16 protein-coding genes are annotated in these 22,826 nt (G+C 66.0%); 9 read left to right on the forward strand and 7 right to left on the reverse strand.

The features are described from left to right. Nucleotides 1-7: 7 nt before the first annotated feature. Nucleotides 8-1,726 (reverse strand): urocanate hydratase, encoded by a 1,719-nt coding sequence (gene hutU / locus N5B55_RS12525; protein ID WP_012762807.1) that lies wholly within the window; start codon nucleotides 1,724-1,726, stop codon nucleotides 8-10. A 154-nt stretch (nucleotides 1,727-1,880) separates the two neighbouring features. Here hutU and hutC point away from each other — a divergent pair, with 154 nt between their 5' ends. Further along, nucleotides 1,881-2,594: a histidine utilization repressor gene (hutC, locus tag N5B55_RS12530; RefSeq protein ID WP_012762808.1), complete on the forward strand. Its 714-nt coding sequence runs from the start codon at nucleotides 1,881-1,883 to the stop codon at nucleotides 2,592-2,594. 7 nt (nucleotides 2,595-2,601) lie between these two features. On the opposite strand, the gene N5B55_RS12535 is transcribed toward hutC, so the two are convergent. The 4 genes from N5B55_RS12535 to hrcA all read right to left on the reverse strand — a co-directional run bounded on the left by N5B55_RS12535 (nucleotide 2,602) and on the right by hrcA (nucleotide 6,504). Next, nucleotides 2,602-3,471 (reverse strand): ABC transporter permease subunit, encoded by an 870-nt coding sequence (locus N5B55_RS12535; RefSeq protein ID WP_304538341.1) that lies wholly within the window; start codon nucleotides 3,469-3,471, stop codon nucleotides 2,602-2,604. Further along, a complete protein-coding gene (locus N5B55_RS12540) occupies nucleotides 3,468-4,259 on the reverse strand; it encodes a taurine ABC transporter ATP-binding protein (RefSeq protein WP_304538342.1) in 792 nt (263 codons plus the stop codon). Before N5B55_RS12540 ends, N5B55_RS12535 begins: the two co-directional genes overlap by 4 nt. Then, entirely contained in the window at nucleotides 4,256-5,320 is a 1,065-nt protein-coding gene (gene tauA, locus N5B55_RS12545) for a taurine ABC transporter substrate-binding protein (RefSeq protein WP_304538343.1), read from the reverse strand. The genes N5B55_RS12540 and tauA overlap by 4 nt, the downstream gene beginning before the upstream one ends. A gap of 125 nt (nucleotides 5,321-5,445) precedes the next feature. Next, nucleotides 5,446-6,504: a heat-inducible transcriptional repressor HrcA gene (hrcA, locus tag N5B55_RS12550; protein WP_009241444.1), complete on the reverse strand. Its 1,059-nt coding sequence runs from the start codon at nucleotides 6,502-6,504 to the stop codon at nucleotides 5,446-5,448. A 111-nt stretch (nucleotides 6,505-6,615) separates the two neighbouring features. Between hrcA and N5B55_RS12555 the strand changes: the two genes are divergently transcribed. The 5 genes from N5B55_RS12555 (at nucleotide 6,616) to mprA (ending at nucleotide 12,207) form a co-directional block, all read left to right on the forward strand. Continuing rightward, nucleotides 6,616-7,554 (forward strand): NAD kinase, encoded by a 939-nt coding sequence (locus tag N5B55_RS12555; RefSeq protein WP_065859827.1) that lies wholly within the window; start codon nucleotides 6,616-6,618, stop codon nucleotides 7,552-7,554. 145 nt (nucleotides 7,555-7,699) lie between these two features. Further along, complete coding sequence (gene recN / locus N5B55_RS12560; protein ID WP_009241446.1) at nucleotides 7,700-9,406, forward strand: DNA repair protein RecN; 1,707 nt, start codon at nucleotides 7,700-7,702, stop codon at nucleotides 9,404-9,406. A 90-nt stretch (nucleotides 9,407-9,496) separates the two neighbouring features. Further along, nucleotides 9,497-9,961, forward strand: coding sequence for a hypothetical protein (locus N5B55_RS12565; RefSeq protein ID WP_304538344.1), 465 nt, complete (start codon nucleotides 9,497-9,499; stop codon nucleotides 9,959-9,961). Nucleotides 9,962-10,221: 260 nt separating this feature from the next. Next, a complete protein-coding gene (locus N5B55_RS12570; RefSeq protein ID WP_304538345.1) occupies nucleotides 10,222-11,874 on the forward strand; it encodes a S8 family peptidase in 1,653 nt (550 codons plus the stop codon). A 15-nt stretch (nucleotides 11,875-11,889) separates the two neighbouring features. After that, nucleotides 11,890-12,207: an MprA protease, GlyGly-CTERM protein-sorting domain-containing form gene (gene mprA, locus N5B55_RS12575; protein ID WP_304538346.1), complete on the forward strand. Its 318-nt coding sequence runs from the start codon at nucleotides 11,890-11,892 to the stop codon at nucleotides 12,205-12,207. A gap of 74 nt (nucleotides 12,208-12,281) precedes the next feature. Here mprA and rrtA read toward each other — a convergent pair whose 3' ends face one another. Next, on the reverse strand, nucleotides 12,282-12,902 hold the full coding sequence (gene rrtA / locus N5B55_RS12580; protein ID WP_304538347.1) for a rhombosortase: 621 nt from the start codon (nucleotides 12,900-12,902) through the stop codon (nucleotides 12,282-12,284). After that, nucleotides 12,899-15,742 (reverse strand): bifunctional [glutamate--ammonia ligase]-adenylyl-L-tyrosine phosphorylase/[glutamate--ammonia-ligase] adenylyltransferase, encoded by a 2,844-nt coding sequence (gene glnE / locus N5B55_RS12585; RefSeq protein ID WP_304538348.1) that lies wholly within the window; start codon nucleotides 15,740-15,742, stop codon nucleotides 12,899-12,901. The genes rrtA and glnE overlap by 4 nt, the downstream gene beginning before the upstream one ends. A 176-nt stretch (nucleotides 15,743-15,918) precedes the next feature. On the opposite strand from glnE, the gene N5B55_RS12590 reads away from it, so the two are divergent. The 3 genes from N5B55_RS12590 to tldD are packed head-to-tail and all read left to right on the forward strand — an operon-like array spanning nucleotide 15,919 to nucleotide 22,568. Further along, entirely contained in the window at nucleotides 15,919-20,199 is a 4,281-nt protein-coding gene (locus N5B55_RS12590) for a YhdP family protein (RefSeq protein ID WP_304538349.1), read from the forward strand. A gap of 5 nt (nucleotides 20,200-20,204) precedes the next feature. Next, entirely contained in the window at nucleotides 20,205-21,074 is an 870-nt protein-coding gene (locus N5B55_RS12595; protein WP_304538350.1) for a carbon-nitrogen hydrolase family protein, read from the forward strand. A 30-nt stretch (nucleotides 21,075-21,104) separates the two neighbouring features. Further along, nucleotides 21,105-22,568 (forward strand): metalloprotease TldD, encoded by a 1,464-nt coding sequence (tldD, locus tag N5B55_RS12600; RefSeq protein ID WP_304538351.1) that lies wholly within the window; start codon nucleotides 21,105-21,107, stop codon nucleotides 22,566-22,568. The last annotated feature ends 258 nt before the right edge of the window (nucleotides 22,569-22,826 follow it).

Below are 22,826 nucleotides of genomic sequence, written 5' to 3' on the forward strand. Positions count from 1 at the left end.
CTTTAACTTAGCCGATCATCGGCAGGTTCAAACCGTTGCGCTTGGCGCAGGCGATGGCGGTCTCGTAACCGGCATCGGCATGGCGCATGACGCCCGAGCCCGAATCGTTGACGAGCACACGGCCCAGGCGCTTGGCTGCAGCGTCGGTGCCGTCGGCGACGATCACCACGCCCGAGTGCTGCGAATAGCCCATGCCGACACCCCCGCCGTGATGCAGCGACACCCACGTCGCACCGCCGGCCGTGTTGAGCAGCGCGTTGAGCAGCGGCCAGTCCGACACGGCGTCGGTGCCGTCGCGCATGGCTTCGGTTTCGCGGTTGGGGCTGGCCACCGAGCCCGTGTCGAGGTGATCGCGGCCGATCACGATCGGCGCCTTCAACTCCCCATTCTTGACCATCTCGTTGAAAGCCAGACCGGCCAGGTGACGCTCGCCCAGGCCCAGCCAGCAGATGCGCGCGGGCAGGCCCTGGAAGGCGATGCGATCACGCGCCATGTCGAGCCAGCGATGCACGTGCGTGTTGTGCGGGAAGAGTTCCTTGATCTTGGCGTCGGTCTTGTAGATGTCTTCCGGATCGCCCGACAGCGCCACCCAGCGGAACGGGCCCTTGCCCTCGCAGAACAGCGGACGGATGTAGGCCGGCACGAAGCCCGGGAAGTCGAAGGCGTTCTTCACGCCCTGGTCGAACGCGACCTGGCGGATGTTGTTGCCGTAGTCGACCGTCGGAATGCCCATGGCCTGGAAATCCAGCATGGCCTGCACGTGCACGGCGCACGACTTGGCAGCCTCGTCGGTCAGGCGGGCGTGCTGCGACGGGTCACGTTGCGCAGCACGCCATTGCTCGACCGTCCAGCCCATCGGCAGATAGCCGTTGACCAGATCATGCGCCGAGGTCTGGTCGGTCACCAGATCCGGCTTCAGGCCACCGGCGCGGGCACGCTTGACCAGCTCCGGCAGGATTTCCGCCGCATTGCCGAGCAGGCCGATGGACACGGCCTCGCCGCGCTCGCAATGGTGGCGAATCAGGTTGAATGCGTCGTCGATGTCCTTGGCTTGCTTGTCGAGGTAGCGCGTACGCAGGCGGAAATCGATGCTCGATTGCTGGCATTCGATGTTCAGCGACACGGCGCCGGCCAGCGTGGCGGCCAGCGGCTGGGCGCCGCCCATGCCGCCCAGGCCGGCGGTCAGGATCCACTTGCCGGCCAGCTTGCCGTCGTAATGTTGGCGGCCGGCTTCGGCAAACGTCTCGTACGTGCCCTGCACGATGCCCTGGCTGCCGATGTAGATCCAGCTGCCGGCAGTCATCTGGCCGTACATGAACAGCCCCTTGCGATCCAGCTCGTTGAAGTGTTCCCAGTTCGCCCACTTGGGCACCAGGTTGGAGTTGGCGATCAAGACGCGCGGTGCATCCGGGTGGGTCTTGAACACGCCCACCGGCTTGCCCGATTGCACGAGCAGCGATTCGTCGTCGTTCAGTTCGCGCAGCGTTTCCAGGATCTTGTCGAAGCAGGCCCAGTCGCGCGCGGCGCGGCCAATGCCGCCGTAGACCACGAGGTGCTTGGGGTTCTCGGCCACATCGGGGTCGAGGTTGTTCTGCAGCATGCGATAGGCCGCTTCGGTCAGCCAGCTCTTGCAGTGCAGTTCGGTGCCGCGGGGGGCGCGGATTTCGCGCGAGGCGTCGTAGCGCGGGTCGTTGGTCAGGTGGGCAGCGTTGGTCGGGGCGTTCATGTGAGGTCTCCTGCGAACTCCTTTGTCATGGAGCGCATCTTATGTTGTATATACAACTTAGGCAAGAAAACTTTACAAGCTAAGAGCAAACCCTGATGATGACCGCCAACCGCACATCACTTCCGCGGCCCTAACCGCACCGCAAGCCACGCCCATGTCACACGACCCGTCCGCCAGCACCCCCGCCTTCCAGCGCATCAAGGAAGACATCCTCACGCGCATTCGCAGCGGGGAGTGGCAGGAAGGGGAAATGATTCCGGGGGAGACGACGCTCGCGCAGACCTTTGGCGTGTCGCGCATGACGGTCAATCGGGCGCTGCGCGAGTTGACGGCCGAGCAGATCCTCACGCGCGTCCAGGGGCTGGGAACGTTCGTCGCGCAGCAGAAGTACCAGGCGACGCTGGTGGCGATCCGCAACATCGCCGAGGAAATTGCAGCGCGCGGTCATCAGCATCGCGCCGAACTGCACAAGTTGGAGCGTGCCCGCGCCAACGAGGCAATGGCGGCTTCGTTTGGCGTGCCCGCCGGCCGCGTGCTCTTCCATTCACTGATCGTGCATTTTGAAAACGACCTGCCGATCCAGGTAGAAGACCGTTGGGTCAACGCGGCGTTAGCGCCCGAATACATGGAGCAGGATTTCACGCAGACCACGCCGAACGCCTACCTGATGCGTGCCGCCCCGTTGCAGGGCGTGGATTACGGCATCGAGGCGCGCCTGCCGCCGCGCGAGATTGCGGAGATGCTGCACATGGACGTGCGCGAGCCCTGCCTGATGCTGCGGCGAAAAACGCTGTCGCAGGGCCAGGTCGCCTCGGTGGCGACCATGTGGCATCCCGGCGGGCGTTATCAGTTCACGGGCAGCTTCTGAGTCGCGGCTAGCTGCGGCCCTTCCAGGGCACCACGCGCGCTTCGATGGCGCGCATGGCCAAGTCGAACGCCCATGCAATCGCGCCGATCAGCACGATGCCCATCACCACGAGGTCGGTGCGCAGAAAGCTCGACGCATTGAGCACCATCTGCCCCACGCCCACGGTGGCCGCCACCATTTCCGCCGCCACCAGCGTGGTCCAGCCGAAGCCGATGGCGATGCGCAAGCCGGTCAGGATCTCGGGCAGCGCCGCCGGCAAGATCACATGCCGCACCACCTGCGTGAAGCTCGCGCCCAGCGCATACGCGGCGTTGATCTGCTCAAGCGTGGCGCTGCGCACGCCGGCACGCGCGGCCATGGCAATCGGTGCGAAGCAGGCAAGATAGATGACGACAATCTTCGCGCGCTCATCAATGCCCAGCCAGATGACCACGAGCGGCAGGTATGCCAGCGGCGGCAGCGGGCGATAGAACTCGATGGGCGGGTCCAGCAAGCCGCGCGCGGTGCGGGAGACACCCATCGCGAGGCCGATCGGAATGGCCGTCACGGCAGCCAGTGCAAACGCGCCGAACACGCGTAGCGCACTCCAGCCAAGATGTGCCGCCAGCGGCTGGCCGCCTTGAATATCGCCACGCCAGGCATCGATGAATGCGCGCCCCACGGCCTGCGGTGAGGGCAGGAACAACGGCGGCACCCAATGGAAGGTGGTGGCCGCCCACCAGAGCACGAGCAGCGCAGTCACCGACAACACGCTGAGCCCGAATGCGCTGCCCTCCCCCGGCAAACGATAGCCGCGCAGCTTGCGCACCGGTTTGCTGGAGGGCGGCGCTGCCTCGGCAGAGGTGCGCTGCAGCACGGCAGTTTCGAGCGCGCTCATGCGAGCAGCGCCTCGGGCGCATGGTGAATCAGCGCCAGCACACGCTCGCGCCAGGCAATGAATTCCGGCGACGATTTCACCGCGCGGGCGTCCCCGCCTGCCAGAGCCTGCCGCGAGAACGGCAAATCGAATGCCTGCACGATGCGCCCCGGCGATGGCGACATCACGATCAGGCGCGTCGCCAGGAACAGCGCCTCCTCCACGTCGTGGGTGATGAAGAAGACGGTCGTGCCGGTGCGTTTCCAGACGTCGAGCACCAGCGTCTGCATGGTCTCGCGCGTGAACGCGTCGAGCGCGCCCATCGGTTCGTCCATCAGCAGCACGCGGGGCTCGGTGGCCAGCGCACGGGCGATGCCAACGCGTTGCTGCATGCCGCCTGACAACGCATAGACGGGCGATGCGGCATGCGCTTCCAGGCCCACCAGCCCGAGCAACTCCAGCGCACGCGCATGGCGCGTCTTGCGGTCGACACCGCGCAGCTTGAGGCCAAGCGCTATGTTGTCACGCACGTTCAGCCACGGCATGAGCCCATAGCGCTGGAACACCACGCCGCGGTCCGCGCCGGGGCCATCGACTTCGCGGTCGTCCAGCAGGATCTGGCCCGACGTGGGGGCAACAAAACCCGCGAGGCAGTTCAGCAGCGTGGTCTTGCCGCAGCCGGAGGCGCCCAGGGCAACGACGAATTCGCCGGCGTCGATCGACAAATCCACACCGGCCAGCGCGCGGGTGGTGCGGCCGTGCGCGTCGATGTAGTCGACGCCCAGGCCGCGCACATCGATGCGGCTCATCGGGCTGCGGTGGCGACGGCCTTGTTGGCAGCGTTGGCCGCACGTTGGACAAACCGTGAGTCGATGGTGGCAGCGTAGTCCGGCAGCACCGTCTGGATCGTGCCCTGCGTCTTCAAGAACTGCGCCGTGGCCAGCAGGGATTGAGCCGCGCCCGACTGCGCGCCGCCGCCCAGCCAGCGCTTGGAAGCCTGCTCCGCCGCATCGGGGAAGGCATATAGCGCAAGACTTGCCGGTACGTCCGCCGCCGCCGCGCCCGACGTCTTGGCCACGGCTGCCACCTGCGGCGATGTCGCCGTCCACGCGGCCTTGTTGTCGCGATAGGCCGCATCGGCCTTGGCGAGCACTTCGACAAACTTGGCGATGAACTCGGCATGGTCGCGCGCAAACTTGCGGTCCGCCACGAAGCCATCAAAGGTCGACTTGCCGGTGGCGGCGGCGATCTTGCCGGAGGTGGTCAGCACCGTACCGGTCTTCTTTACCTTGGCGAGTACCGGATCCCAGATAAAAGCGGCATCGACATCGCCCCGGTCCCACGCGGCCGACAACTCCTGCGGACGCAGGTTCACGACCTTCACGTCGCGCGGCTCGAGCCCGGCTTGTTGCAGCGCGACCAGCGCATGGAAATGCGAGGTCGACACATACGGCACGCCCAAGGTCTTGCCCCTCAGGTCGGCCACGCGCGACACGCCGCTGCCGTTGCGGGCAACCAGGGCTTCCGCATCGTTGATGTTGTCGAGAATCCAGAACAGCGACAGGTCCACGCCCTGCGACACGCCGGCAGCAATCGGGCTGGAGCCCGCTTCGCCGACCTGCACGGAACCCGAGGCGATGGCGCGCACCACGTCGGCACCGCTGGCGAGCTGGCGGTACGTCACCTTATAGCCGGTGGCACGCTCGACCTCGCCCGTGGCTTGGGCGTAGCGCCAGGGCAGCACCATGTCCTGATAAGCGATCACAACCTCGCGGTCGGCTGCCCGTGCAGGAGCAGCTCCAAACAAGGCGAGCGAAATGGCCGCAGACATCGCTGCAGCCAGCAAACGGGAGAAGGAAAAACCAGCCATGAAAGACTCCGGCAGAAAAGAATCGCGCACATGCGCCGGAGTCGATTGTGAGAGACGGCAGCGTGGCCTGTCGTCGAAGAAAATCGGCTGAGCTTATGCAGCTCGCAGACAGAACAACCGTTAGATCAATATTGGCTGAGTGTGCTGGACAGCAGCTTGGCCGTGATATCCACGATCGGGATCACGCGCTCATATGCCATGCGCATCGGCCCGATCACGCCGAGCGTGCCGACGATCTTGCCGTCCACCTCGTACGGTGCGGTGATGACGGCCATATCCTCGTGCGGGACGAGGCTGCTTTCGCCGCCAATGAAGATCTGCACGCCCTCGGCGCGGCTGGATACGTCGAGCAGTTGCAGCAGGCCGGTCTTCTGCTCGAACACGGCAAAGAGCCGGCGCAGCTTGTCCATGGACGAAGACAGGTCTTCCACCTCCAGCAGCTTGCGCTCACCCGAAATGACGACCGGATCCTCTTCTGACACGGCACTGCTGCCCGCCTCCACGGCCGCCTGCATCAGCGCCGTCATGTCGGCCTGCAGGGCAGAGAGTTCACCCCGCAGGCTTTCGCGCACCGCATCGAACGTCTGGCCGCCGTAATGCGCGTTGATGTAGTTGGCCGCTTCCACCAGCTGCGACGGAGTGTAGGGTGTATCGGTATGGATGATCCGGTTCTGCACGTCGCCTTCGGGCGTGACGACAATGAGCAGGATGCGCGACTCCGAGAGGCGCAGGAATTCGATCTGCCGGAATGCATGCGTGCGCCGCGGCGTCATCACGATGCCGGCAAACTGCGAGAGGTTGGACAAGGTTTGCGCAGCGGCCGCAATCACCCGCTGCGACGATTCCGACCCATGCGAGGCCAGCTGCGTACGCACCTGCTCGGCAATCGCGCCAACCATCTGTTGCGCCATGCGGTCTTGCGTGCTCAGCACGTCCAGCGGGCTGGCGGTCAGCATCGTATCGACAAAGAGCCGGTAGCCGCGCGGCGTCGGCACGCGGCCGGCCGAAGTATGCGGGCTGGCAATGAAGCCCATCTCTTCCAGGTCAGACATCACATTACGGATGGTGGCCGGCGACAGATCGAGCCCCGAATATTTCGACAAGGTGCGGGAGCCCACGGGCTGGCCCTCGGCGATATACCGTTCGATCAGGGTCTTGAGGAGGATGGTGGCGCGCTTGTCCATGATTCGTCAATTTTACGCAAAATCGGCGCCCGCCTGCGGGTGATGTCGGCGTTTCTCCACGAAACACGCGCTAACGTGGCGACGGTCATATCGATATGGTGTAATGCGCGCATGTCGACTTCCCCGTCCGCCGTGGCCCCGCAAGCTCCCGCCGCCTCGCCTGTCTCGCCTTTCAAGACCGTTGCGCTGGTCGGCCGGTATTCGGCCGCCAACATTGCCGGCCCGCTCATGGAGCTGGCATCGTGCATCGCCGGGCGCGGGCATGACATTGTGTTCGAGCGCGAAACGGCACTCAACATCGGCGTCCAGGACTACCCCGCCCTGCCGCCCGAAGAGATGGCGCGCCACGCTGATGTGGCCGTCGTGCTCGGCGGCGACGGCACGCTGCTCGGCATCGGGCGTCACCTGGCCGGCGCCAGCGTCCCCGTGATCGGCGTCAACCACGGGCGGCTCGGCTTCATGACCGACATCCCGTTCGACGACGTGCACACCGTGCTGCCCGACATGTTGGCGGGCCGCTATGAGGCCGAAACCCGGACGCTGCTGCAGGCCCAGGTCGTGCGCGACGACGAAGTCATCTTCTCGGCCCTCGCCTTCAACGACGTGGTGGTCAACCGCTCCGGCACCTCGGGGATGGTGGAACTGGCCGTGTCCGTCGACGGCTTCTTCATGTACAACCAGCGTTCGGACGGCTTGATCGTCTCGACGCCGACCGGCTCGACGGCGTATGCGCTGTCTGCTGGCGGGCCGATCCTGCATCCGGCGCTCTCGGGTCTGGTGCTGGTGCCCATCGCGCCGCACTCCCTGTCGAACCGGCCGATCGTCATTCCGCAAGACGCGGAGGTGGTCATCCAGGTCACCAGCGGGCGCGATGCCAGCGTCAACTTTGACATGCAGTCGCTCACGTCGCTGCTGCCCGGCGACCGCATCGTGGTGCGCCGCTCCGAGCGCACGGTGCGGCTGCTGCACCCCATCGGCTACAACTACTACGCCACGCTGCGCAAAAAGCTGCACTGGCACGAGTACCCGACCGAAGACAACCGGCTCTAGGAACCTGCCCATGATCCTGCTGCGCGGCCCGATCTTGAACCTGCGATGCTTGCCGTACGCGTGTACGGCTGCGCTTTTCGCTTCAACCTCGAGCCGCTCGCTACGAACCATGAGCAGCTTCTAAAACCCCACGCTCACCGCTTCCATGCTGCGCAGCCTCACCATCCGCGATTTCGTCATCGTTCACGCGCTGGATCTTGATCTGGCCGACGGTTTCACCGTGTTCACGGGCGAGACGGGCGCGGGCAAATCCATCCTGATCGACGCGCTTGCACTCACGCTGGGCGAGCGCGCCGATGCGGCCGTCGTACGCGAAGGCGCGCCGCGCGCCGACATCACCGCCGAGTTCGACGTGCATCCGCATGTAGCTGCATGGCTGGAAGCGCATGAACTGCATGACGACGAGGGCGTGATCCTGCTGCGCCGCACAGTCGATGCCGCAGGCCGCAGCAAAGCCTTCATCAACGGCGCGGCCGTCACGCTCGCACAGCTGCGCGAAGTGGGCGAGCAACTGGTCGACATTCACGGCCAGCATGCGCATCAACTGCTGCTCAAGGCGGATGCGCAGCGCAGCCTGCTCGATGCCCACGCAGGCCTGGAAGGCGCTGTGCGCGTGGTCGGCGAGCGCTACCGCGAGTGGCACGCCGTGGTGCGCGCACGCGAAGCCGCCGAGCAGCAGTCGCGCGAAGCCCAGCTCGAGCGCGAGCGCATCGAATGGCAGGTCAACGAATTGCAGAAACTTGGCCCCCAACCCGGCGAGTGGGAAGAAGTCCAGGCCGAGCACCATCGTCTGTCGCACGCCGCCAGCCTGATCGAAGGCACGCGCGCGGCGCTCGATGGTTTGTCCGAATCCGAAGGCGCGGTGCTCACGCAACTGGGCACGACGCTCCATACGCTGCGTGAACTGGCCGAGATCGATCCGGCGCTTGCCGATGTGCTGGCCGCGCTGGAGCCGGCCGAGGTGCAGATTCAGGAAGCGGTGCATACGCTCGCTCGCTATGCCGATCGCGCGGAACTGGATCCGGACCGCCTGGCCGAAGTCGACGCGCGCATGCAGGCCCTGCACACGATGGCGCGCAAATACCGCGTCGCTCCTGAAACGCTGCCGGCTGAACTGGCGGAGCGCCAGGCGCAACTCGCTGCACTGCAAGCCGCGTCCGATCTGGATGCGCTGCAAGCCCAGGAAGCGCAAACGCACGCCGCATATATGTCGGTCGCGCAAGCGCTGTCGCGCGACCGCGCCAAGGCCGCGCGCGAGCTGGCGGACGCGGTGACCGGCGCCATGCAAGGCCTCTCCATGGCCGGTGGGCGCTTTGACATCGCGCTGCACGCGCTGGAACACGGCGGCGCGGCGGGGCTGGAGCAGGTCGAATTCCTCGTTGCCGGGCATGCGGGTGTTTCACCGCGGCCGCTGGCGAAGGTCGCCTCGGGCGGCGAACTGGCGCGGATCAGCCTGGCCATCTCGGTGATCGCCAGCGAGGCGAGCCCGACGCCCACGCTCATCTTCGACGAAGTCGATTCCGGCATCGGCGGTGCAGTGGCCGAAGTCGTGGGACGACGCCTGCGCGAACTCGGCATGCGCCGCCAGGTGCTGTGCGTCACGCACCTGCCGCAGGTGGCCGCGCTGGCCAACCACCACATTCAGGTCGCCAAGCAGACGGTGGCCGGCAGCACGCGATCCGACCTCGTGGTGCTGGACGCCACGGGCCGCGTGGACGAGATCGCCCGCATGCTGGGAGGGGCGTCCCTCACCGACACGACGCGCCGCCATGCGGACGAAATGCTCGCCGCAGGCCGTGCACAATCGGCACCAGAACCCTCGGCGCGGAAATCCCGCCGCGTGGCCCAGTGATCGCCTATACCGGAATCATGGCTGCCGTCGTTGGCACGAAGGTTCCGGCTGCACCCGACGCAATCGCCCAACGAATCCAAGGAGAACTTCATGGCCCGCATGGCCCGCACGATCCAACCGGCTACCCGTCCTCGCTCGCTGTTGTCGTCTGCAAAACCTGGGCTGGCTGTGGCGCTCGGCCTGTGTCTGCTGGCCGCGTGCAAGTCCGTGCCGGCGATTGATCCGGGCAAGCCGCCTGCCATGGACTCTGCATCGGCCAACAGCCAGCCACCGGCTTCCGTGTCGGCTGCACACAGCGTGGGCGACGTCATCATCGGCCTGAACACGCCGACCACGTCATCCGCCACGGTGCAGGGCATGGTGGATGCTGCCGGCGCGCGTGCGACGCCTCGACTGGCCTTTGCGGTGGTAAGACCGATGTCTGGTGGATTCTGGGTGGTGCGCGCCAGCTCAGGGGACGCTTCGGCGACGCTGGATGGCGCGGTGACAGCGTTGCGCAGCACGCCAGGCATTGCTTCGGCCGATCCAGATCGCGTCATGAAGATTCAACGCTGAACCACCGCAACCCGCTCCACACTGTGAATGATCGGGCGCCGCGTGGCGTCCGAAATACGGTTCCACCTCGCTTCCAGGTCCGTATTCTGCTGCGATGGCAGCGCACCGGCAGGTCCTTTTCCGACGCAAACGTCATCGGCCTTCGTCCCCGCACCGAGCGGACGAGTCGCGTGCTACCTTTGCTTTTGTGTAACGGTCTGTCAACGATCACATCCTGACGACGTTTCTCATCACAACGAGATACCACGGAGCACGCGCTGATGACCCCCTCCCTTTTCCGGTTGAAGTCTTGGCTCCGCACAGGTGCCGGCCTTGCCTGTCTTGCCTGGGCCATGGGCGGCCAAGTCGCCGCCGCAGCCGCACCGCAGCCGCAATACACCGGTGACCTGATCATCAAATGGCGTGACGATACGAGCGGCACGCGCAAGACGCTCCCGGCCAGCGAGGCGAGCAACCGCTTGCTGTCGGTGGCGCAAGCTGCGGGCAGCGCGCTGCAGGTCAAACGCACGCTGGCCACGAACGCGCAGCTCATGCACACCGGCCTGATCGATGCCGCCAGCATCCAGGCCGCCGTCAATAAGATCGCGCAGGACGCCCGCGTCGCCTATGTGGTGCCCGATCGCATCCTGCGGCCCAACACCATTCCGAACGACCCGCTGTTCGCCACGCAAAGCAATCTGGCCGCGCCGGCACAGGTGCCAGGCGGTATCAACGCGGCCGCAGCGTGGAACATCACGCAGGGCTCGACGGGCATCGTGGTGGCAGTGGTCGACACCGGCTACACGGATCATCCCGACCTGTCCGCCAAGATCCTGCCGGGCTACAACTTCATTTCGGACCCGGCGCGCGCGGGTAACTCCTTCGGCCGGGGAACGGATGCGCATGACCTTGGCGACATCGTTACGTCAGCTGACGTTCCCAAGATTTCCGGCTGCACGACCAATGACATTAGCAATCCGCCTGCAAGTAGCTGGCACGGCACCGAGGTCAGCAGCGTGCTCGCCGCGCAGACCAACAACGGGCTCGATATCGCGGGGGTCGGCTGGAACACGCCGATCGTGCCGGTGCGCGTATCGGGCAAGTGCGGTGCGCTGCTGTCGGACACGGTCGACGGCATGTTGTGGGCGGGCGGCATCAACGTGTCTGGCGTGCCGGCCAACGCCAACCCGGCGCGGGTGGTCAACGTGAGCCTGGGCAGCACCACGCAATGCTCTGCAGCAGAACAGGACGCGGTGAACCAGTTGGCCGCACGCGGCGCCATCGTGGTGGCTGCCGCAGGCAATGAAGCCGCGCAGACCGTTGACGCACCGGCCAATTGCACGGGCGCAATCGCCGTCACCGCGCACGTCGACAGCGGCGAGAACGCCAGCTACGCGAACGTCGGGCAGCAGGTGGCGCTGTCCGCCCCCGGCGGGGGCTGCGGCAACTCAAAGGTCGTCACTGGTAATCCGGCGACATGTTCGGAAACCGTTTCCGTGATCCAGGCCGACTCCAACGACGGTAAGCAAAGCGTCGGCAACCCTACGGTCAGGTCGGTCGCCGGTACAAGTTTCTCCACGCCGGAAACAGCCGGCACCATCGCGCTGATGCTCAGCGTGCAACCGCAGTTGTCGAACGCGCAAATCCTTGCTGGGCTGAAGCAGACTGCGCGACCGCATCCGAGCGGCACGTTTTGCGCTGTGAATACAGGCGTCTGCGGCGCGGGCCTGTTGGACGCCGCCGGTGCCGTCAGCTATGCGCAGAACACGGCCCCGGCTGGCGCGGGCAGTGGCACGTCGGGGTCGGCAGGGTCAACCGGATCGACCGGCAGCACGGGGGGCGGTGGGGGTGGGGGCGACCTTCCGCTTTGGCTCGCAGGCATGCTGGCGGCTGTGGGGCTGGCAAGTAGCAGACGGCGTCCCGATCCGCAGTAGCCTGCCGGCCCGGGCGTGAACCCCACGACCGCAGGACCGGACAGCAATGGCAACTACACCGCCACGTTCACGCCGAGCGCAGCAGGCACCTACAGCTTCACGGTTACAGTGACGAATAACTTGGGCGGCACGGCATCGGCATCGACTTCGGTCACAGTGACGGCGCCACCGACGACCCAACCCGGCACCGGCACGGGCACGCTGCCCTTCAGTGGCGGCACCAGCGGCACCGGCCCGCTGAACCAGAGCGGTGGCGGTGGCACACTTCCGCTGTGGCTTGCAGGTCTGCTGCTCGCGGGCGGCGCACTCGGCATCCGCTGGCGCAAGACGTAGTCGCATCAAAGCAAAACGGACACGCTGGCACCAGCCGATGTGTCCGTTACTTCGCTGCACCGGCGCACTGCCGATCAGCCCTGCGCCTGCCCCTTGCCCTGCGCACGCCACTCCCCAAGCACCCAGATCAGCAGTCCACTCACCGCGCCAAAGGCATGCGCGATGCGCACCACGCCAAACCCCCAGTGCGGGTCATAGGCGATGGGCGACAGCCACGACTGCTCAAGCCACACCTTCACTAGCACGCCTGCACACAGCGCCACGCCAATCGAGCGTGAGAAGCGATCGTCGCCCTCGTCCGCAGACGGCTTCAGCAGCCGCAGTCCGCCCCATGCCGCCAGGCCATGCAGCGCGCCGGAGAGCCCCCCGTACCACTGCACGTTCGGCTGGCTGATCAAAGCAAGCTGCACGAGCACTCCGCACGCCACCAGGGCTCCGACAATGCCCTGCAGCCGCACCGCACGCGCCAGCAGCAGGATGAGGCCTATGGCGGCCATGGCATCTGCCAACCAATGCCAGGTGTCCAGATGCACCCACATGGCGGTCGCGATGCGCCACCACTGGCCCGCGCGCACGGCGTCGCGTTGATACAGCCCGACCGCGTACAGCCACGGCACGAACGAAAACGCCGCCGAAAGCGCAGCCACACCGGCGCACGCGCCCCAGGTGCGCAACGTGTGCGGATACGCCGTCATTGCACCGGCCCGAACACCTCGGTCCACAAGGCGCGCACGTGGGCCGCCTCGTGCGCGCATGTGCCGACCGGCACGCGCGCCACGGATTGCCCATCGAGCCGCAACTTGTGCTGGCGCGCGCGGAAGTCCCGATAGGCATCGGCCACCCGCGCGGCCGCCGTCGCGTCAATCAACCCCAGTTCGCCGGCCATGTGCAGCAGCGCAATGTTGCCCTTGTTGCGGGTCAGCTCGGCATGCGCTGCGCTGTGCAGCAGCACCAGGAACTGCACGGTGAATTCGATATCGACCATGCCGCCGCGATCGTGCTTGAGATCAAACAACCCCGTCGGATTTGCATGGCCTTCCGCCACGCGCTCGCGCATCGCCACGATCTCGCCGCGCAGAGGGCCGGGCTCGCGCACCTGGCGCAACACGGCGGTACGCAACGCCTCGAAGCGTTCGCCGATTTCCGCATCGCCCGCGCAGAAACGTGCACGCGTGAGCGCCTGATGTTCCCAAACCCACGCCGCGTTGTCGCCCTCGCGCATCTGATAACGGCGGAACGATTCGAAGTGCGTGACCATCAGACCTGCCGCGCCGTTCGGGCGCAAACGCGTATCGACGTCGAACAGCATGCCGGCGGCGGTATGGCTGGTCAGCCACGTGATGAGCTTGCGCGCGAATGACGCGTAGACATCGGGCGCGCGTTCGTCATCGTCGTCGTACAGAAAAATGATGTCGAGGTCCGACGCATAGCCCAGTTCCTTGCCGCCGAGCCGCCCGTAGGCAACGACGGCAAAGCGCGGCACCTCTCGATGACGCGTAGCGACCTGCTTCCAGACCGTCTCAAGCGTGAGGTCCAGCACGGCATCGGCCAGATCGGAAAGCCGGTCGCTGATGTGCTCGACGCTCAGCATGCCCTGGAGGTCCTGCAGCAACACGCGGAAGGTCTCTGCATGGTGCTCCTGGCGAAGGATGTCCATCTGCATCTCGACATGGTCGGACGCGGCTTGCAGACGTTCTCGCACGCGCGCCCGGAAGGCAGGCCAATCGGGCTCGGCCGACAGCGCTTCCACATCGAGCAGTTCATCAAGCAGTTGCGGATGGCGCGTGAGGTAGTCCGCCGCCCAGCGCGACGCGTGCAGTGTGTGGGCCACGCGCTCCATGGCCTGCGGATATTCGCTCAGCAGCGACAGGTACGACGAGCGCCGGCTGATTGCATCGAAGAAATCCAGAAAGCGCGCGATGGTGATATCGGCATCAGTCTGCCGCGAAGCCTGGTCCAGCGCGCGGTTGATCAGCAAGTCGAAACGCTGCCGACTGACTTCGGACAACGCCCGATAACGCGGCGAATTGCGCGTCGCACGCAGGCGCGCGAGCACGCTTTCGGGGTCTGCATAGCCGAGTTCGGCGAGCTGTGCGCGGGCGGTTTCCGTGTGCTCATCGTCGAGCAGGTCTGCGTGCCAGACGGCAGCACACGGCGGCTGGCTGTCCTGCTTGTCGGAAAAGGTCTGCTCGAAATGCTGCGCGACCTCGTCCTGATACGCCTCCAGCCGGGTGACGAGCGCCGCATAGTCTTCAAAGCCCATCATGCGGGCCACGCGCAGTTGGTCTTCCGGCGAGCCCGGCAGGTTGTGCGTCTGTGCGTCTTCGATGTATTGCAGACGGTGTTCCAACTGGCGCAGGAAGCGGTAGGCCTCGGTCAGCCGCGCCACGGCGTCGGCGTCGATCAGGCCGCGCTCGGACGCCGCCCGCAGCACCTCCAGCGTGGGGCGCACGCGCAGCCCGAAATCCTGCCCGCCACGGATGAGCTGAAACACCTGGGCGACGAATTCGATCTCGCGAATACCACCGCGCCCGAGCTTGATGTTCGGCGAGCGCGCCTGCACGTGGCCCTCGCCGTCGCGTTGCTGGTTGGCACCGTTGCTGCGTTTGGCCGCTTCGCTGCGGATCTGCGCATGCAGCGCGCGAATGGCCGAAATCACGCCGTAATCGAGATAGCGCCGGAAGACAAACGGCCCCGTCACGCGCTCCAACTGCTGAATCACGCGGCTCGCATATGGACTGGTCGGGTCGGTGATCACGCGGCCCTTGATCCAGGCATAGCGCTCCCACTCGCGGCCCTGCACGACGAAGTACTCCTCGAGCATACCCAGACTGCACGCCAGCGGCCCCGCATCGCCATTCGGGCGAAGACGCATGTCGACGCGGAAGACGTAGCCGTCCTCCGTCACATCGGCCAGCGCGTTGATCAGCCGCCGGCCAAGCTTCGTGAAGTATTCATGATTGGAGAGCGGGCGCGGGCCGCCCTGGGTGTCGCCATCGTCGTCGTAGAGAAAGATCAGATCGATGTCGGACGAGACGTTCAACTCGCGCCCGCCCAGCTTGCCCATGCCCACCACCACCAGTTCCTGCACCTCGCCGGAGGACTGCCCAATCGGCTGGCCGTGTAGCGAGGTCAGTTCCTGGCCGATCACGGAAAGGGCCGTGCGCACGGCAAACTCGGCGAGGTCCGTCATCGTGCCCGTCACCTCGTCGAGCGTTGCGGCGCCGGAGAGATCGCGCTCAACCAGTGCGCCGAAGACTTCATTGCGCAACAGGCGCAAGGCGCGCTTGAGCGCGGTCTCAGCCTCGACGGCCCTGGTATCGAACAGTTCAGTGAAGCGCGCCAACAGCCACGCCATGTCAATGGGATGGCTCGCGCCAGCCTGCACACGCTCGGCCCATCCTTCGCGCGCTTGCGCCTGGCGCTGTAGATAACGGGAATACGCGAGTGCAAAGGGCAGCGCGGAAGCGGCACCCTCCGGCGCGCGGGCTGGAGCTTTCAGAAATGGCTGGGTGGACAAGTCGGAATCGGTCATGCGAACCCATCGGGCATTGGCGGAAGCATCCATTCTCGCTGAAATACATATGAAGCCGGCAGTGGCCAAAGACTCTGCGGGCATCGGGTGTGCTTGCCCACTGCTTGCCGCTTCGCCAGCGCGGCGCCTGGGCTCCAAATGTGGCGCCGCCTCCTGAATATCGGATAATCCGCATCATGCCTCGCCCGTCCCAGCCTCCCGAATCGCCGAAGTCCGATGGTGGACATGCCAGCACCCTGTCCACACGCGGGGTGGGCCGGCTCTCAGCCTGGGCGCAGCTGGTGAGACTTCTAAGCCGTGTCGGCGCGGGCATTGGGGCTGCGTTACGCGCCCCGATGTGGCGCAAGCTGTGGCGTTTGCTCTGGAAAACAACGGCGGCGCTGGCGGTCTTGGCCTTCGTGGGCATGTTGGCGGTGCGCTTCATCCTGTGGCCGCGCGCGGGCGCGGCGCGCGAGTGGATGGAGCGCGAGGCGTCCAGCGCACTGCATGCCACCGTCGGCATCGGCTCGCTTGAGACCTATTGGGAAGGCTGGCACCCAGCCTTCCGTGCCCAGCGCATCGACGCTCACGACACTGCGGGCCGTCTCACGTTCGCGGTACAGGACGTGCAGGCGCGGCTGTCCTGGCGCTCGTTGCTGCGCATGCAGGTGACCTTTGCCGCGCTGCACGCCACCCAGGCCGACCTTCTGGTACGGCGCGATACGCAAGGCGTCCTCTCCGTCGCCGGCATGCCGCTCAGCGCAGACACCGGCGGCGACAGCATCTTCCTGGACCAACTGCTCTCCCAAGGCAACATCGATTTTCAGCAAGGCGCCGTCCGCTGGCTCGACGAGCAGCAGAAACTGCCCGAAGTGGCGCTGGGCAATGTGCGGCTGCAGCTACGCAGCGGCCCGACGCGCCACAGGCTGGAGGCCAGCGGCACCTCGCCCACGCTGTTCAACGGCGCCATCAAACTCCACGCCGATTTCCGCCACGACCTGCTGGCCCGCCCCGGCGACTGGCGCCACTGGCATGGCCAGGCGTCCTGGCAGGTCGATACGCTGCAGCTGCCTTCTGTGCAGCGCTACGTGCCCGTGCTGGCCGCCGCCCAAAGCGGCACGCTGACCTCCGACGGCTCGGTGGAGTTTGCCGACGGCGTGTTCACGCGCAGCCAGGCGCGGCTGACCGGGCAGCAGCTCGATCTGCAAGTCCGCAAGGATCTGGAGCCGCTGCAGTTACGCAGCCTGCAGGCGCTGGCCACACATCAGCGCAATGCGCGCGGCGAGCACATCCTCCGCGTCGACACGCTGCTCTGGCAACCGTTGAACCTGCCCGCCCAACCGGCATCGATCCCCGAACTGGCGGGCCCAGGCATCCAGACGCCGACCAACCCGGCGGGCACGCCGCGCGGCTTGCGTAATGTCACCGTGGGATGGGCGCTCGACGCACGCGACGCCCTGCGCAGCCTGCAAGTCAAGGCCACGACGCTGGACCTGGCCGACCTGCGCAACATCGCCACCACGCTGCCGCTGCCCAGCAGCGTGCTGGAACCGCTGCGCACCAAACAACCCTCCGGCCGCATCGACGATCTCGACATCAACTGGCAGCGCGATGTGTCCCGCTGGCGGCCAAACACGCCGGCGCCCATGCACTTCACTGGCCGCGCCACGATGCGCCAGGTGTCGTTCGGCCCCGGCGCGCTGCCCGCGGTGCCGCCCGGCCAGCATCCCGAGCCCGCCGTGCCCGGCGTAGAAAACCTCTCCGGCAACGCCGTTTTCTCGAACGACAAGGGCACGCTGCGGATTGAGTCCAACGACTCCGCGCTGCTGCTGCCAGGCACGTTTGCCGATGCCCGCGTGCCGCTGGACCGGCTGCAAGGCACGTTGCGCTGGACATATCGCAAGCAGGAACTCGTCGTCACCAGCGACAACCTTGCGTTCTCCAACGACGACCTGTCGGCGCGCATCACGGGCAGCTATCGTCACGCGCCGGACACCAGCCACCTCGGCACCATCGACCTGAAGGGCTCGCTGGACCGCGCCAGCGTTGCGCGAGTGCCTCGCTATCTGCCGCTGTCCATCGGGCAACATCTGCGCGACTACCTGGGCGGTGCGCTGCAGGCCGGCACGGCTAGCAATGTGAATTTCGCCTTGGCGGGGGATCTGCACGACTTTCCGTTCCGGCCGCCGCACAAGGGTGTATTTCGCGTAGAAGTACCGATGCAGGATGTGACGTACCAGCCGGCGCCGGTCGAAGCCGCGCACAACCCGCCCGGCCAGGCGCCGACGCACCCCGGCAGTTGGCCGGCATTCACGAACATCGACGGCACGGTGACGTTCGATCGCGCATCGCTCGCGTTCAAAGTGGCGCGTGCCAAGGTGATGGGCGTAAATCTGCAGGACGTGAATGGCAGCCTGCCCGACATGGGCGACCGCAACCCGCTGCTGGCCATCGAAGGCCGCGGCGACGGCGCCACGCAGAATTTCCTGCAGTACATCGAAGCGAGCCCCATCAGCCAGTGGATCGGCCATTTCACCAAGGACGCCCGCGCCCAGGGCAACGCCACGCTGGCGCTCAAGCTGGACCTGCCCCTGCATGAAATGCGTTCGGCGCGGGCCCAAGGCAGCGTCACGTTCGTACGCAATGACGTCACGCTGGTCCCGCAGGCACCGCCGCTGACCGATGTCAACGGCGCGCTGACCTTCACGCAAAAGGGCATCGGTTTCGATAACCTGCGCGCGCGCTTTGCCGGCGGCGAAATCCGCCCTACGGGCGGCACCGCACCCGACGGCACGATCCGCATCCAGGTGGCGGGCACCGCATCGGCCCAAGGGCTGCGTGAGACGACGCCGGAAAACAGCCCGGTGGCCGCCGTCGCCCGCTCGCTGGAGGGCACCGCCCCGTACAGCGCGACCATCAGCGTCAAACAGCATCGGCCTCTCATTCAGGTCCAGTCGGATCTGACCCCGATGACGGTGCGTCTACCGGCACCGCTGAACAAGGCGGCTGGGCAGCCCTTGCCGGTGCGTTTCGAAATGCAACCGCTGGCGTCCAACAACGCCGTCGACGAAATCGTTCTGCAGGTCGGGAATATCGTCAGCGCCCGCTACGAGCAACGCAACACAGGCAACGGCGTCGAGGTGCTGCGCGGCGGCATCGGTGTGCGGCAGCCGGTGCCGCAGCCGCAGGAAGGCGTGCAAGCCAATCTGGCGCTGGATCAGTTGGACGTCGACGCCTGGCGCCATGCCTTTGCTGCACCCGCCCCTGACAAGAGCGCCAGCCAGATTGCCGCCGAACATGGTGCCAATGCAGCCAACGCCTCCAACAACCACAGCGCGTATCTGCCCAGCCACCTGAACGCCCGCGCGCAGACGCTGCGCATTCTGGGCCGCGACTTCAACGCCGTACGCATCGACGCCACGCGCGACGGTGCCAATTGGCAATCGACGATCGAATCGCGCGAAATTGCGGGCAGCGCGCGCTGGCACGCCGAAAGCGCTGCCGTGCCCTTCGGCGAGCTGACAATGCGCCTGTCGCGCATGAACATCCCAGACGCCAAGGAAGAGACGGCGCTCACCGAATCGTTGGCGAGCAGCTCGCAGGAAATTCCGTCGCTCGACCTCGTCGCCGAGAAGTTCGACTTGCGCGGCAAAGCGCTCGGCAAGCTGGAGATCAAGGCGCGCAGCCAGATCACCGATGGCGCGCCGGTATGGACGCTCGAGACGCTGAAGATCGAGCAGCCCGCCGCCACGCTCACGGCGCACGGTACGTGGCGCATCCCGCGACGCCTGCGTGGCGGCGGCGATGATCCGGAGCGCCGGACGCTGCTCGACTTCAACCTCGACCTGCGCGACACCGGCGACCTGCTGCAGAAGATGGGCTTCGCCAAGGTGATCGACGGAGCCAAGGGCAAGCTCGAAGGCCGCGTGGTGTGGCGCGGCTCGCCCATGTCGATCGACTACCCGACGCTCAACGGCCGCATGGCGCTGAACCTGGAGCGCGGCCAGTTCCTGCCCGTCGATCCGGGCCTGGCCAAGCTGGCCGGCGTGCTGAGCCTGCAGGGGCTGCTGCATTTCGCGACCGACCTGCGCAGCGCCACCGGGCGCGGCACGCCGTTCGAGAGCGTGGCAGCCACCGGCACCATCGCCAGCGGCATCGCACACACCGAAGATTTCGCCGTCAAGGGCCCGCAGTTCCAGGTGGCCATGCAGGGCTCGGCGAACATCCTCGATGAAACACAGGACCTGCGCGTCAAGGTCACGCCCAAGGTGGACGCCACGTCGGCCTCGCTGGCGGCGGCGTTCATCAACCCGGCCATCGGGCTGGGCACGCTGGCCGCGCAACTGGTTCTGGGCGACCAGTTGTCGAAGGCCTTCGTCACGCAATACCACGTGACCGGCAGTTGGGCCGATCCGAAGATCGAGAAAGTCGCATCCAACAGCAATTCGGGCAGCCAATCGCAAACCTCGGCAAAATAGGCCCCATGACTTCGACCACCGTTGCTCCGGCCCCCGTCGCATCCGGCATGGATGCGCCTTTCGATGCACCTTTTCGCGTCGCCGCCATCCAGACGGTGACGGCCATCGATGTGGACCACAACCTCGCGCGGGCAGATGCGCTGCTTGCCGAAGCGGCCGCCCAGGGTGCCCAACTCGCGTTGCTGCCTGAATACTTCTGCATGATGGGCCGCAAGGACAGCGACAAGGTCGCTATCCGCGAAGGCGACCAGGATGGCCCGATCCAGACTTTCCTTGCCAATGCCGCACGCCGCCACAAGCTGTGGCTCGTCGGCGGCACGTTGCCGATGTGGTGCGAAGACGAACAGCGCGTGCGCAATACGTCGCTCGCATTCAACCCGGCCGGATTGCGTGTCGCACTCTACGACAAGATCCACCTGTTCAACTTCGTGCGCGGCGAAGAGCGCTACGACGAGGCCCGCACCATCGAGCCCGGCGCCACTCCGGTCGCCTTCGACGCACCATGCGGCCGTGTCGGCATGTCCGTGTGCTACGACCTGCGCTTTCCGGAGCTGTATCGGGCGCTGGCGGCACAGGGCAACCTGAACTTGATTCTGATGCCGGCGGCCTTCACCTACGTGACCGGCGCCGCGCACTGGGAAATCCTCCTGCGCGCCCGCGCCATCGAAAACCAGTGTTATGTGCTGGCTGCCGCTCAGGGCGGGCGCCATGAAAACGGCCGCCGCACGTGGGGCCATTCCATGCTGGTCGACCCGTGGGGGGAAATCATTGCCTCCGTGCCCGAGGGCGAAGGCGTTGCCATCGGAGACATGGACCCCGCCCGCATCGCCCAAGTGCGCCGGGATCTGCCGGCGCTCAAGCACCGCGTGATGTAAGCCAATCGATTTTTTTTGCGAGAACCGACCATGAACGCAGGCGACATCGCCATCCAGAATCTGTCCATCGCGCGCCGCGTGCTGCTCGATCCGTACGGCCTTGATGAAGCGCATCTGCAGCGCGCGCTGGCCGACATCTTCACGCACCGCGTGAACTATGCCGATCTGTACTTCCAGTACACCCGCAACGAGGCATGGAGCCTGGAAGAAGGCATCGTCAAATCCGGCAGCTTCAGCATCGACCAGGGTGTGGGCGTGCGTGCCGTGTCGGGCGACCGCACCGCGTTTGCCTACTCCGACGACATCAGCCTCCCCGCCCTGATGCAGGCCGCTGCTGCCACGCGCACGATCGGCAAAGCCGGTTCCGGCCGCGTGAAGGTCGCCAGCAGCCTGGCCAGCACCCCGGGCAGCCACTCGCTGTATGCACCGAATGACCCGCTCGATTCGATGACGGCCTCCGAAAAGGTGGCCCTGCTCGAGCGAATCGAAAAGCTCGCCCGCGCCAAAGACCCGCGCGTGGTGCAGGTCATGGCCGGTCTGGCCGGCGAATACGACGTGATGCTCGTCGCGCGCAGCGACGGCGTGATCGCCGCAGATGTGCGCCCGCTGGTGCGCATCTCCGTCACCGTCATCGCCGAGCAGAACGGTCGCCGCGAAATGGGCAGCTCCGGTGGCGGGGGCCGCTATGCCTACGGCTACTTCACCGACGAACTGCTGCGCGAATACGTGGATGAGGCGGTTTCGTCCGCACTCGTCAACCTGGAAGCCAAACCGGCACCGGCCGGCACGATGACCGTGGTGCTCGGCCCGGGCTGGCCGGGCGTGCTTCTGCACGAAGCCATCGGCCACGGGCTGGAAGGCGACTTCAACCGCAAGGGCTCGTCGGCGTTTTCCGGCCGCATGGGCGAGCGCGTGGCCGCCAAGGGCGTCACGGTGGTGGATGACGGCACGCTTGCCAACCGCCGCGGCTCACTGAACCTCGACGACGAGGGCAATCCCACGCAGTGCAACACGCTCATCGAAGACGGCATCCTCACCGGCTACATGCAGGACACGCTCAACGCGCGCCTGATGAAGATGCCCGTGACCGGCAATGCCCGCCGCGAGAGCTACGCTGCCCTGCCCATGCCGCGCATGACCAACACGTACATGCTCGGCGGCGACAAGGACCCGCAAGAGATCATCGCCAGCGTCAAGAAAGGCCTGTATGCGGTCAACTTCGGCGGCGGCCAGGTCGACATCACCAATGGCAAGTTCGTCTTCTCGGCAAGCGAGGCCTACCTGATCGAAGACGGCAAGATCACCGCGCCGGTCAAGGGCGCGACGCTGGTCGGCAGCGGCCCGGAATCGCTCAAGCACGTGACCATGATCGGCAACGACATGCGCCTCGATTCGGGCATCGGCGTGTGCGGCAAGGAAGGCCAGAGCGTGCCGGTGGGCGTAGGCCAGCCGACCCTACGCATGGAGAACATGACGGTGGGCGGCACAGTTTGATTGCCCTCACACCGTCGTTTTGGCGCCGCAGGCACGGAAAATCGGCGCTTGCGGCCCTCAAAAAAAGGGTTTATAAAGACGGTTCGATTGGTGCGGCGCAGTAGGTTCAAGCCAACTGAGCGCCACAAATTTTCCTGCATTGCCTCGTTTTCCTCTCATGTCCTTCGCCAAGTTTTTTTACTTTTACTTTTGGCATCTCGCACCGCTGGCGGAAGGAGAGGGGCGCTTGCAGCAAAAATAAAGCACCCAGCAGATACC

This window comes from Ralstonia pickettii (assembly GCF_030582395.1).
Taxonomy (GTDB): Bacteria; Pseudomonadota; Gammaproteobacteria; order Burkholderiales; family Burkholderiaceae; genus Ralstonia; species Ralstonia pickettii_D.